The sequence below is a fragment of the Microcystis sp. LE19-195.1E genome (genome assembly GCF_027532095.1).
Taxonomy (GTDB): Bacteria; Cyanobacteriota; Cyanobacteriia; order Cyanobacteriales; family Microcystaceae; genus Microcystis; species Microcystis aeruginosa.
In genome coordinates, this window is sequence record NZ_JAPZSZ010000254.1 from 17,541 (window position 1) to 29,681 (window position 12,141).

Sequence of the window (12,141 nt, forward strand, 5' to 3'; positions counted from 1 at the left end):
ATAAGCGGCCAAATTTATTTTAAAAAAATAGGTGACACGGGTAAAAGAAATCTGATATAATAGTAAGCTTGCAGTGTTGCCAGAATAGTTAGGCATGAAAGTTAGAGCGTCTGTCAAAAAAATGTGTGAAAAGTGCCGCGTCATCCGTCGGCGCGGTCGAGTCATGGTAATTTGTTCTAACCCCAAACACAAGCAGAGACAAGGTTAACCCACCAAAGTCACTGTCTTGGGGCAGAGAATCGTTACCGTTAATTGTAGTCGTTTTTGGAAAAAAAATCGTTCATAGGGAGAAAGAAAAAGCGTGGCAAGGATAGCTGGTGTAGACCTACCTCGCGATAAGCGTGTGGAAATCGCCCTGACCTACCTCTACGGAGTGGGTCTATCGCGTTCCCAAGAAGTCTTATCTGCGACGGGTGTTAACCCTGACACTCGGGTCAAGGATCTCAGCGATGAAGACGTGGCGGCGCTACGGACTTATATCGAAACAAATTATCAAATCGAGGGGGATTTGAGACGCTGGGAGGCGATGAACATCAAACGCCTCGCCGATATCGGCACCTATCGAGGTCGTCGGCATCGGCTAGGATTACCCGTGCGCGGGCAACGGACGCGAACCAATGCGCGGACCCGTCGCGGTCGTCGGGTGACAGTGGCAGGGAAGAAAAAAGCCCCCTCCAAGAAATAATTTTTTATTCATTGCGATATCCCCCAATCAAGAAAAACTATGGCGCGACCAACCAAAAAAACCGGACCAAAAAAACAGAAGAAAAATATTCCTACCGGAGTCGCTCACATTCAATCGACCTTCAACAATACCATTGTCACGATCGCCGATACCAAAGGCGATGTGATCTCTTGGGCATCGGCGGGATCGAGTGGTTTTAAAGGAGCCAAAAAAGGAACCCCCTTCGCCGCCCAAACCGCCGCCGATAACGCCGCCCGCCGAGCGATCGAACAGGGAATGCGTCAACTAGAGGTGATGGTTAGTGGCCCTGGGGCAGGACGGGAAACCGCAATCCGGGCCCTGCAAGGAGCAGGATTAGAAATCACCCTGATTCGGGACGTGACCCCCATCCCCCACAATGGTTGTCGTCCTCCCAAACGCCGGAGAGTGTAAACAGTGAACAGCTTTTTCAGGTGACAGGGATCTTGAGGCCGGCAGCCGTTAGCTTTTCGCACATCAGCAGGAGAATCGGGTCGTCAAAGACCATCTGATCAAAAAACTGAACGCTGAACGTTAAATGCTGAACGCTAAGAAAACTGATAACTGATAACTGATAACTGATAACTGAACAAGGGAGGTCAATCGGTGGCGCAATTTCAAATCGAGTGTGTAGAAGCAAAAACTTACAAGAATCAGAGTCAGTACAGTAAGTTTGTACTAGAGCCTCTGGAAAGAGGCCAGGGTACGACCGTAGGTAATGCCCTGAGACGGATTCTCATTTCCAATCTGGAAGGGGCGGCCGTGACGGCCCTGCGGATCGCGGGAGTCAATCACGAATTTGCCACCGTCCAGGGAGTACGCGAGGACGTGATGGAACTCATGCTCAACATGAAAGAAATCATCCTGAAAAGCTACACCAATCAAACCCAGATCGGGCGTTTAGTGGCAACTGGACCGGCGACGGTAGTGGCGGCACAATTCGATTTACCTTCAGAAGTGGAGATAGTCGATCGCAATCAGTACGTCGCTACCCTAGCCGAAGGGGCCAAGCTAGAGATGGAATTTCGCGTGGAAAAAGGCAAAGGCTATCGGGCGATCGATCGCAGTAAAGAAGAAGCCACTTCGCTAGACTTTCTGCAAATCGACTCGATTTTTATGCCCGTAACCAAAGTCAACTACAGCGTCGAAGATATCCGTTCCGAAAGCGGTCAAGCTAGAGATCGTCTGCTCTTGGAAATTTGGACAAACGGGAGCATTAACCCCAAAGAAGCCCTTTCCCAAGCGGCCGATATGCTAGTTAATCTCTTTAACCCGCTCAAGGATCTCAACGCCCTCGAATCCTCCGGTAACTTTGACGACCAAGAGATCAACCAAGAAAACCAAATTCCGATCGAGGAACTACAATTATCCGTGCGCGCCTACAATTGCCTGAAGCGAGCGCAGATCAACACCGTAGCCGACCTCCTCGATTACAGCCAAGAAGATCTCTTAGAAATCAAAAACTTTGGGCAGAAATCGGCTGAAGAAGTCATTGAAGCCCTACAAAAACGGTTAGGCATCACCCTACCCCAAGAAAAAAGCAAGTAAACCCAATTCCAGGAAAATACCATGAGACATCGATGTAAAGTGCCTCAATTGGGTCTACCGGCTGACCAAAGAAAGGCACTGCTGCGCAGCTTGGCCACCCAGCTAATTCGCCACGGTCAGATCACCACCACCCTAGCGAAAGCGAAAGCGGTGCGAGCAGAGGTAGACCACATTATCACCCTAGCTAAAGACGGTTCCCTGAGCGCCCGTCGCCAGGCTATGGGCTACATCTACGATAAACAACTGGTTCACGCCCTGTTTGAAGGCGCACAAGCCCGTTATGGCGGTCGTAACGGCGGTTATACCAGGGTCGTGCGTACCCTGCGCCGTCGCGGGGATAATGCCCCCATGGCGATTATCGAACTGATGTAACGATGACAGCTTGCCACCAGTCGCGGATCGCCCTAGTTATCCAGTATGTGGGAACTAATTTCCACGGCTGGCAACGGCAACCCGATCACAGGAGCGTGCAGGAAGAAATCGAGAAGGCTCTGGCCGATATTCTCGGTCATGACGTCACTCTGCACGGGGCCGGACGTACCGATAGCGGTGTTCACGCCGCCGCCCAAGTTGCCCATTTCGAGCAGCAGAGTCCGATCCCACCTTCCCATTGGGCTAAGGTTCTTAATGCTCGGCTAGATGACGATATCGTCATCCGGGCCTCGGGCCGGGTTCCCGATCGCTGGCACGCCCGTTTCTCGGCCCTCTGGCGACGTTATCGTTACACCCTCTATACCGACCCCATCCCCAATCTATTTGTTAGCCCCTTTAGTTGGCACTACTACCATCGTCCCCTCGATGCCGATTTGATGGCCAGGGCCTTAAAGCCCCTATTGGGTAAGCACCATCTGGCCGCCTTTCACCGTGCCAACTCTAGTCGTGACCATTCCTGGGTAGAAGTACAAGGGGTGGAATGCTACCGTCAAGGGCCGTTTGTACAGATGGAAATTCAAGCCAATGGCTTTTTGTACGGGATGGTGCGCCTATTGGTGGGAATGTTGGTGGAGGTGGGAACTGGTGAGCGATCGCTAGAAAACTTTACCGACATCTGGGTCAATCAGCGCCGAGAATTGGTCAAATACGCCGCACCAGCTAAAGGACTATGTTTACTGCGGGTGGGTTACGCCGATTTTCCCTTTGCCGATAGCGTCTGGTTCGAGACTCAGCCTCTTTATTATTTCCGAGCAGAGGGGATAGGGGAATAGGGAAGTGGGGGAATTTCAACTAAAACCCAACACGCTAACACCCCAACACCCCAACACCCAGGTCGGCAATAAAAAAAATTATTTTTGTAAACCAAGGCAAACTCACCATGAACAAAACACCTCTACCAAATTTAGAGACTCTAGAGCAGAAATGGTACGTCATTGATGCGGCCGATCAGCGTCTAGGTCGTCTGGCCACCGAGATCGCTATGATTCTACGGGGCAAAAATAAAGCCACCTTCACCCCCCATCTGGATACGGGGGATTTTGTCATTGTTATTAACGCTGAAAAAGTGACGGTGACGGGCAAAAAACGCCAACAGAAAGTTTATCGCCGCGACTCCGGCAGACCGGGTGGTATGAAGGTAGAAAGCTTCGATAAACTGCAAAAACGCATTCCCGAACGGATTATCGAACACGCTGTTAAGGGAATGCTCCCGAAAAATAGCTTAGGTCGGAAATTGTTCACGAAACTGAAAGTTTATGCCGGTGCGGAACATCCCCATCAGGCACAACAACCGGAAGTTTTAGCGATTAATACGATTCCCGCAGGAGGAAATTAAGTCAATGCAAGCCACGGACAGTAAAAATAAGGTAGTTTATTGGGGAACGGGACGACGCAAATCGGCGGTCGCTGCCGTGCGTCTGGTGCCGGGGACGGGGGCAATTACCGTTAACGGTCGCGATGGAGAAACCCATTTTAACCGCATTCCCACCTATATCCAGACGATCAAGGCTCCTCTGGAGACTTTGGGACTGGAAAACGAGTATGATATCATCGTTAAGGCCGAGGGCGGTGGTTTGACCGGCCAAGCGGACGCGGTGAAATTGGGGGTCGCTAGAGCTTTATGTCAATTAGCGCCGGAAAATCGTCCTCCCCTCAAGAGTGAAGGTTATCTGACTCGGGATCCCCGGGCGAAGGAACGGAAAAAATACGGTCTTCACAAAGCGCGCAAAGCGCCTCAATACTCGAAACGTTAGGTTAATAGAGAGGTTTATTATGCCGAAAAAAATTCATCCTACTTGGTATCCGGAAGCCAAGGTGATCTGTAATGGTGAACTGGTGATGACGGTGGGTTCGACAAAACCAGAAATTCATGTGGAGGTTTGGTCGGGTAATCATCCTTTTTATACGGGAACCCAGAAGATGATCGATACGGAGGGCCGGGTCGATCGCTTCTTGCGTAAGTACAAAATGGGCGATAAGTCAAGCAAAAAGGCCGATCAGAAATAATTCTTTACTTTTGCCTTTTTGACCCGGTGGGGAGATTTTCCCACCGGGTTTTTTGCTATTTTTAGGCTGGTAGGGTCATACTAAATCCTGTTTAAAAAGTATAGGATAGTGGGGTGTGGGGTGTGGGGTGTGGGGTGTGGGGTGTAGGGTGTAGGGTGTGGGGTGTAGGGTGTAGGGTGTGGGGTGTGGGGGGAATAAATAAAAATAATCTCCTGAATCCTGAATCCTGAATCCTGAATCCTGAATCCTGACTCCTGAATCCTGTCTCCTGAATCCTGTCTCCTGAATCCTGTCTCCTGACGACCGGCTACTGACGACCGACGACCGACTCCTACCCCCAGGAAAAACTTTTTCAGCAGACCCTACTTATGAGGACAGGCACTCATGCAAGAGGCAAGAGGCAAAAGTGGGAATAAATAATCAGTTTTTAATAACCAGATTTAGTATGAGAGCGCATTTTATTCATTAGCTAGATTTAAAACCTGATTATACAGTTGCTCTCTCATCCAAAATCCAGAAATACGCAAATGGTCAAGTAATGGTTTAACTTGAGCAATTAACCCCTTACTTTTAGCTTCAAGTAAAACTCCTAATACTCCGGTAAACTCAATCCCTAGACGTGAAGCAACAATTCTACCTAGACGTTCATCTATTAACAGAAGTTCGGCGTTTATTTCAAGAGCAAGAGTAATTGCTTCCGCCTCCCCTCTATCGACTTCAAGATTAAGATTTTCGACAAGTTTTGTATTGGTTATATTTTGTTTTTTGAACCAAGACAAGGTTTGAACTTCTTGACTTCCGGCGACGGGAACGGTAGTCAGTTCTCGATAAACGGCTTCAGGAATAATGATGCTTTCGTAGAGTTGCTGTAGTAAATTTAGCTGATTGACAGATGCTAAATTGTTAATGGGTGAGGTATTACTAACCACTATCATAATCTGCCTAGTTTGCCTAAGGTCTTGACATCAGCATCTAAGTCTTCAAGGTCGTAATGAAGAGGAATTTGGCGACTTGCTAGTAAATTTTGAAATTGAAATTGATTCATTTCTGCTAAATTACTAGCCTGTCCAAGCGTCAGCTTTTCCTTTTGAAAAAGCATGATGGCAATTTCTTGTTTTAGCTCAGATTCTGACATCCGAGTTAGGGATAAAATTTCATCAGAGATAGTAAGACTCATGATTTTTCTCCTGAACAATAACATTCCGATTAACAGTTAACTTTCACTTCTGATCCAATTCCATATTAGCAAAATGTTCCATTAGCATCCATCCGAAACAATCCCAAACCCCTGAGATGGCTTCATACTGGCAGTAGGACTATAGGACTATTGTAGTGTGCGTGTTTGCGCGTATTTAAAGGAAGGCAGCAGCTTTATTCGATTTTTCTGAACTAGAAGATTGAGAAGCTTGGTTAGGATCTCCCGGAAACTGAGCGTTCCCCAGTAAAACCGGGGAAGGAGATATATATTTTTTTACCTACCTGATACTTTTTAAGAGATTAACTATCTCATCGGGGAATCTTTGCTGTAATTCTTCATCGGATAATCGCGACAACAGAATCATAAAATTTTGCCTTACTTTTTGGGTATCGGGATGATTTTCTCGTAATCTTTCTTGATAAATAGCAATAGCTCTCACATACAACGGTTCCGCTTCTGCGTATTTGCCTTGGTATTTGTATAATTCTGCTAAATTATTGAGACTGTTAGCAACATCGGGATGGTTTTCTCCTAATAGCTGTTCCCGCATAGAAAGGGAGCACTTATACAACAGTTCCGCTTCTGCGTATCTGCCTTGGTATTTGTATAATACCGCTAAATTATTGAGACTGGTAGCAACATCGGGATGGTTTTCTCCTAATAGCTGTTCCCGCATAGAAAGGGAGCGCTTATACAACGGTTCCGCTTCTGCGTATCTGCCTTGGTATTTGTATGATTCTGCTAAATTATTGAGACTGGTAGCAAAATCGAGATTGTTTTCTCCTAATAGCTGTTCTATCAGAGAAAGGCATCTCTTACACAAGGGTTCCGCTTCTATGTATCTGCCTTGGCTGAGGTATAATTCTGCTAAATTATTGAGAATGTTAGCAAAATAGAGGTTTTTTTCTCCTAATAGCTGTTTTATCAGAGAACGGGAGTGCTTATACAACGATTCTGCTTCTGCGTATTTGCCTTGACAGCAGTATAATCCCGCTAAATTATCGAGCCTAATAGCAAAATCGAGATTCTTTTCTCCTAATCGCTTTTTTATCAGAGAAAGGGAGTGCTTACACAACAGTTCTCCTTCTGCGTATCTGCCTTGGAATTCATATAACACTGCTAAATTATTGAGAATGTCAGCAACAATTGGATGGTTTTCTCCTAAGCGAGATTGGATTTCTTCACAACATTTTGTTAAGGTAACTGCTGCTAAATCATATTCTCCCTGTCCCTTATAAAACAAAGCTAACCCAAGAAACACCTGAATTAAATTATCTTCCGGGTTGGGAATATCATCTAACATGGTTTGACTGACAAGTTGCAGATGGGGAATTGCGGGAGTTACCGCTGCAATAATCTCCCTTGTGGGGGTTTGCGGGATATTTTCGGCAATGGTTAACAAAGTTTCCACAAAAGCGCATCGATAAAGAGAATTTTTCTCAGGAATTTCCTGTAATTGCCGTTGAAAAAATTCTCTCACGAGGGGATGAATCCGATAAAAAGAATAGTCCTCATCCACGGGTTGCATCAGATGAGAATTATCCAATTGTCCCCGCGCTTCTTCTAGTTCGCTTTCGGTAATTTCTGTGGATTTTGCCGTATCTTCTAGCAACGTCCAAGCAATAGCCACCGGTGCGAATAAACTCAACAGCATTGCCACTTTTTGAACAGCAAAACTTAAATCATCCCAACTGATTTTAATTGCGGCTGCTACCCCTAAATGTCCATAATCTCTGTGGTTTCTTTCCTTGGTTAAAGCAGTATGAGCTAAATTTAATTTATCGCGTAAATGGCTAAACTTTAAATGACGATTTTTCGCTAAATATTCCCCCACCAACTCCACTGCTAAGGTTAAGCGTCCTAAAATTTCGTGACAAATCTGTTCTACTAAAGCTTTTTCTTGCTCAACTTTAGCAGTACCAACAATTTTGGTTAATAATTCTACACATTTATCTAAGGGTAAAACATCTAAAGCTATAGACTGAAATTCCGTACTAAGACACCTTTCCCTAGTGGTGACTAATATCTTAATCCTAGAATCTTTTGGTAACATTCGATCGGGAATTCTGTCGATATTGGGGACATCATCGAGAATTAATAATAATTTTCCCTGCTGAGGTAGCCAATTTTGCCAATACCAGTCCACTTGTTTTTCTAAAGATTCTTTTTTCAATATTTCTGGTAAAGATAGATAGGGACCAGCTAATTTAACTATTTCTTCTGCTAAACCCGATAGTCGCAAGGATAACCAATATTGTGCCGCGTATTCCTGTTGGTATCGTTTCGCATATTCCAAAGCTAAAGCGGTTTTTCCTATTCCCCCTAACCCTTCCACCGCACAAACAATCACCCCTTGTTCTGTTTGCAATTGCTGATGAATTAAGGTTAACTCATCTTCCCTCCCGACAAAATTAACCGTACTTTTGCCCACATTACTAGGGACAGCTTGACGTTCTTTTGGTTCGGGAATATTCAGATTAAAAGTATTATTTTGATTGTTATCATTTCCATCTTGCTCAATATTGATTTTCATTTTTAATTCTCTCTAAAAATTATTATCTTTGCTCAACATAAATCTAATATTAAATTAATATTAATGAGGTTTTTAAGGAAAATAACGATACATTTCCTTTCGGTGTAGAAGACGAACCAAGGCGACAATATCTTGCTCTAAATATAAACCAAGACGATAATCCCCAATCCGAATGCGATAAAATCCTCGATACCCTTGAATCGCTTTGACATTACGCAACTCGGTTAAACTTTTGGCTGATTCTATCTCCTCAATAATTGCCTGAATTTGTCGCTTAATTTTACGATCTTTGAGATTGCGTAGATCTGTCTCAAAGCTTTTACGAAATTCAATATTCATCTCTTATTCTTTTAACAGAGTCAAAATTTCATCACGACTGACATTGTTACTATCTTTTCCCTCTTGAATTGCCCTAGCCATGGCCGTATCTTCCAGCACTTCATAAATTAACTCTTTTAGTAAATCCTTTTCTTGTATTAATAACTCATAGAGTAACTCTTTTAATATTGGTTTTAACGCTTCTGCTTGCAATTCTGACATAAATTACCTCTTGTCTTTGATAATAACTATTTTCAATGATAACATTTACTAGGCTTGGTTTTCACAGATTAAAGATGTTGTTCTGTGTATTACCAATTCCTGATTGACTAATATTAATTGTCCGATCGATACCGGCCAAGCTTTTAGAGGGAATACTTACTTTTTTAGCCGATTTTTCACCCCTGCAATCGCACGATTAAATGTGGGAAAATAACGCTTAAAAGTTGACTCAGTATCTAATTCCGCCTCGTAAGTCAGGGAAACAAAAGGAGGTATAGTAGATATGGCCGCTTTTAATTTGGCTGCTGCTGATCGCTCTGGTTGATTGAGTTTAGCTAGAATTTGGTTTAATAATTCTAAGATTTGTACAGAAGCAAGTTCAGGGGGTGGTTCTGCGGTAATTGCCGTCAATTCTGTGACAATTTCTGCTACCATTACCTCGGCATCAGGAAAAGATGCTTCTTGACTCTCGCTGGCGACTAAATCCCATTTTTCTCGTTCCAATTTTTTAATTTCTATGCGCTTATCGTTTATGCGTTGCTGCAAAAGAACTTTATCTTCTGGACGCGCACCTGTCCACGCATCGCGGATTCCCGCTAATTGTTCTTTCAAGCGTTGAATATTTTTATCGAGATTTTGTAATTCGCCAGCAGACATAGAGAAATAAGGTTAAATTACAGGGTTAATTTAATTATGATCTATCCATCTAGAAATGTCATTCCTTTGGCTGCCCCCCACTCCCCAACACCCAACCCCTCACGGATCGCTGAAAAAGCCTAGCTCAATCTGGAAATTTTGATTATGATCATTAGTAATTGACCTTTATTTGTGATATAGATTCAAAGGAGAGACACGGTGTCCACAGAAGTCATCGAAAAGCGTTCCACAGCGACAATCCGTAAACCAGCACCGCGTTATCGCGTTTTACTCCACAATGACGACTTTAACTCGATGGAGTATGTGGTTCAGAGTTTAATGCAAACGATCGCCGGTATGACGCAACCCCAAGCAGTTGATATCATGATGGAAGCGCACACGAATGGTACAGCCTTGGTGATTACCTGCATCCAAGAACACGCGGAATTTTACTGTGAAACCTTGAAAAATAAAGGTTTAACCAGCAGTATCGAACCCGATGAATAAAAGATTGCGGGTAATTGCCACTTACCCAGTCCCCCTGCGACTGGGAATTTTTATTTTGCTCTTACTTTTTCTCTGGTTGCCGATCGCACTTCCCCTCTATCACTTTTTTGCCACTAATGCTAATCTTGTCTCAATTTTGACCCTTTCTGTTCTCTATCTGGAATTTTTGGGGTTATCCCATTGGTGGGGACGGACAATTTATGGCGATGAGGGATTAGCCGATTATGGGTTGATTTGGCGAAGAAAAACGCCGATCGAGTTAATTAACGGGTTGGCGATCGGTTTATTTTTCACTTTCTCGCTTTTTCTGTCCCAAGCGTTCCTAGGTTGGTTAAATTTCTTACCCGCAAATCCCCAGATCAGCAAAATCATCCTGGAGGGGTTTTTAGTCGCTTTAGCGGTGGGTTTCGCCGAAGAATTGCTATTTCGGGGCTGGTTACTGGGAGAATTAGAAAAGGATTATCGTCCCGCTATCGCTCTAGTGATTAGTGCCTTAATTTTCGCTCTTACCCACTTTATTAAACCTTTAGCCGAAATTATCCGCACTTTTCCCCAATTTCCTGCCTTAGTCTTGCTAGGATTGATTCTCGGTTGGGCAAAACGCGCCTGTGGTGGTAGTTTGGGTAAAAGTATCGGTCTGCACGCGGGTTTAATCTGGGCATACTATATATTAAATGTGGGTCAGTTAATTAAATACACTGGTACTGTTCCCGATTGGTTAACTGGAATCGATAAAAATCCTTTAGCGGGAGTGATGGGTTTACTTTTCCTGACAATTCTCGCTATCTGGATCAGAAAAAAAGCGGTTTTGAGTGAACGATAGGGGATTAAATCAATTACTATAAAGGGGAAATTGCCCATGAGAGTTATAGCCGATGAATCGATTATTATCTTTTCTAGAATATCGCCCGCGTTTGCGTAATATCCTATCTTTTTGTTTCTCTCTTATCGTCATGCTGTTGATCGGTGTAGGCAAAGTCACAGCACAAGATTTAAATAATTCTACTGTGGATTTAGTTGCTAATCTCTGGATGTTAATAGCTGGCTCTTTAGTATTCTTTATGAATGCGGGTTTTGCCCTGCTGGAAACGGGTTTTTGTCGTACTAATAACGCCACTAATGTCTTAGCTAAAAACCTAATTGTCTTCTGTATTTCTGCCTTAGCTTATTGGATGTTTGGTTTCGGTTTAATGTTTGGTAATACATCAGCACTAAGGAATAGTTTCTCTGGCGGTACAGGATTTTTCTTGGAAATTTTAACCCCTAATAATGAATACAGTCAATTCCAAGAGGTGTGGAAAGGTCTTTCAATTGCCACTTTATTTTTCTTTCAATTAACTTTTGCGGGAACTGCGGCGACCATTGTATCGGGAGCAGTGGCAGAAAGGGTTAAATTTTGGGCATTTTTGCTATTTAGTTTCTTTTTAGTCGCTTTTTCTTATTCTCTTACTGGACATTGGATTTGGTCATCGGAAGGATGGTTATATAACTTATTTAAGTTTCGAGATTTTGCTGGTTCAACGGTGGTGCATTCGGTGGGAGGAATGGCTGGATTAGTGGGTGCTTGGTTACTAAAACCGAGAGATGGACGCTTTGGTTATAATCGCAAAACCGATCGTTATGAAGAAAAAGAAAGGGGAAATTTTGCCCCCCATCAGTTAGGATTTGCAACTCTTGGTTGTTTCATTCTTTGGTTAGGATGGTTTGGTTTTAATGGTGGTTCGGCGGTAAATTTGAATGATGTCCCCATGGTAATTACCACCACGATGATTGCCGCTGCCGCTGGGGGATTTTTGGCATTAATTTTTAATCCTTTAATTGGCCGCAAAGCCAATTTATCCACAATTATTAATGGCATTTTAGGAGGGTTAGTGGGGATCACGGCATCATCAGGTTATGTTAATATCAAATCAGCTATTATCATCGGTGGCATTAGTGGCATTATTATCTTATTAGGAGAAGAATTATTAATTAAAACTAAAGTAATTGATGATCCAGTGGGAGCAATTCCAGTACATCTTTTTTGTGGTTTTTGGG

18 protein-coding genes are annotated in these 12,141 nt (G+C 43.8%); 12 read left to right on the top strand and 6 right to left on the bottom strand.

The annotated features are described in order from the left end of the window. Window positions 1-94: 94 nt before the first annotated feature. The 9 genes from rpmJ (at window position 95) to rpmE (ending at window position 4,690) form a co-directional block, all read left to right on the top strand. Complete coding sequence (gene rpmJ, locus O9300_RS14210; RefSeq protein ID WP_012593611.1) at window positions 95-208, top strand: 50S ribosomal protein L36; 114 nt, start codon at window positions 95-97, stop codon at window positions 206-208. A gap of 93 nt (window positions 209-301) precedes the next feature. Beyond that, a complete protein-coding gene (rpsM, locus tag O9300_RS14215; protein WP_002735415.1) occupies window positions 302-685 on the top strand; it encodes a 30S ribosomal protein S13 in 384 nt (127 codons plus the stop codon). A 39-nt stretch (window positions 686-724) separates the two neighbouring features. After that, the gene (gene rpsK, locus O9300_RS14220) at window positions 725-1,117 is read left to right on the top strand and encodes a 30S ribosomal protein S11 (protein ID WP_002735413.1); all 393 of its coding nucleotides are present in this window, start codon (window positions 725-727) and stop codon (window positions 1,115-1,117) included. Between the two features lie 192 nt (window positions 1,118-1,309). Further along, window positions 1,310-2,251, top strand: a complete 942-nt coding sequence (locus O9300_RS14225) for a DNA-directed RNA polymerase subunit alpha (RefSeq protein ID WP_158200657.1) — start codon at window positions 1,310-1,312, stop codon at window positions 2,249-2,251. Window positions 2,252-2,272: 21 nt separating this feature from the next. Next, on the top strand, window positions 2,273-2,623 hold the full coding sequence (gene rplQ / locus O9300_RS14230) for a 50S ribosomal protein L17 (protein ID WP_024970315.1): 351 nt from the start codon (window positions 2,273-2,275) through the stop codon (window positions 2,621-2,623). A gap of 2 nt (window positions 2,624-2,625) precedes the next feature. Then, window positions 2,626-3,456, top strand: a complete 831-nt coding sequence (gene truA, locus O9300_RS14235; RefSeq protein WP_190380505.1) for a tRNA pseudouridine(38-40) synthase TruA — start codon at window positions 2,626-2,628, stop codon at window positions 3,454-3,456. A gap of 107 nt (window positions 3,457-3,563) precedes the next feature. Next, a complete protein-coding gene (gene rplM, locus O9300_RS14240) occupies window positions 3,564-4,019 on the top strand; it encodes a 50S ribosomal protein L13 (RefSeq protein ID WP_002735375.1) in 456 nt (151 codons plus the stop codon). Between the two features lie 4 nt (window positions 4,020-4,023). After that, window positions 4,024-4,437, top strand: a complete 414-nt coding sequence (gene rpsI / locus O9300_RS14245) for a 30S ribosomal protein S9 (RefSeq protein WP_002760057.1) — start codon at window positions 4,024-4,026, stop codon at window positions 4,435-4,437. A gap of 19 nt (window positions 4,438-4,456) precedes the next feature. Further along, complete coding sequence (rpmE, locus tag O9300_RS14250; RefSeq protein ID WP_002760058.1) at window positions 4,457-4,690, top strand: 50S ribosomal protein L31; 234 nt, start codon at window positions 4,457-4,459, stop codon at window positions 4,688-4,690. Between the two features lie 458 nt (window positions 4,691-5,148). Here the strand turns inward: rpmE and O9300_RS14255 are convergent, their stop codons facing one another. The 6 genes from O9300_RS14255 to O9300_RS14280 all read right to left on the bottom strand — a co-directional run bounded on the left by O9300_RS14255 (window position 5,149) and on the right by O9300_RS14280 (window position 9,618). Next, on the bottom strand, window positions 5,149-5,625 hold the full coding sequence (locus tag O9300_RS14255; RefSeq protein WP_002760063.1) for a PIN domain-containing protein: 477 nt from the start codon (window positions 5,623-5,625) through the stop codon (window positions 5,149-5,151). Further along, the gene (locus O9300_RS14260) at window positions 5,622-5,867 is read right to left on the bottom strand and encodes a UPF0175 family protein (protein WP_002796015.1); all 246 of its coding nucleotides are present in this window, start codon (window positions 5,865-5,867) and stop codon (window positions 5,622-5,624) included. Before O9300_RS14260 ends, O9300_RS14255 begins: the two co-directional genes overlap by 4 nt. Before the next feature lie 298 nt (window positions 5,868-6,165). Beyond that, complete coding sequence (locus O9300_RS14265) at window positions 6,166-8,319, bottom strand: tetratricopeptide repeat protein (RefSeq protein WP_502846398.1); 2,154 nt, start codon at window positions 8,317-8,319, stop codon at window positions 6,166-6,168. 174 nt (window positions 8,320-8,493) lie between these two features. After that, window positions 8,494-8,760, bottom strand: coding sequence for a type II toxin-antitoxin system RelE family toxin (locus O9300_RS14270; protein ID WP_287732972.1), 267 nt, complete (start codon window positions 8,758-8,760; stop codon window positions 8,494-8,496). A 3-nt stretch (window positions 8,761-8,763) separates the two neighbouring features. Further along, on the bottom strand, window positions 8,764-8,961 hold the full coding sequence (locus O9300_RS14275) for a hypothetical protein (protein ID WP_002755355.1): 198 nt from the start codon (window positions 8,959-8,961) through the stop codon (window positions 8,764-8,766). Window positions 8,962-9,117: 156 nt separating this feature from the next. Continuing rightward, a complete protein-coding gene (locus tag O9300_RS14280; protein ID WP_287732973.1) occupies window positions 9,118-9,618 on the bottom strand; it encodes a hypothetical protein in 501 nt (166 codons plus the stop codon). A 198-nt stretch (window positions 9,619-9,816) separates the two neighbouring features. Between O9300_RS14280 and clpS the strand changes: the two genes are divergently transcribed. The 3 genes from clpS to O9300_RS14295 all read left to right on the top strand — a co-directional run. After that, complete coding sequence (gene clpS / locus O9300_RS14285; RefSeq protein WP_002738526.1) at window positions 9,817-10,104, top strand: ATP-dependent Clp protease adapter ClpS; 288 nt, start codon at window positions 9,817-9,819, stop codon at window positions 10,102-10,104. Further along, window positions 10,097-10,927: a CPBP family intramembrane glutamic endopeptidase gene (locus O9300_RS14290; protein ID WP_287693288.1), complete on the top strand. Its 831-nt coding sequence runs from the start codon at window positions 10,097-10,099 to the stop codon at window positions 10,925-10,927. Before clpS ends, O9300_RS14290 begins: the two co-directional genes overlap by 8 nt. A gap of 52 nt (window positions 10,928-10,979) precedes the next feature. Continuing rightward, window positions 10,980-12,141: ammonium transporter (locus O9300_RS14295; protein WP_287972309.1), on the top strand; the 1,162-nt coding region annotated here is incomplete at its 3' end.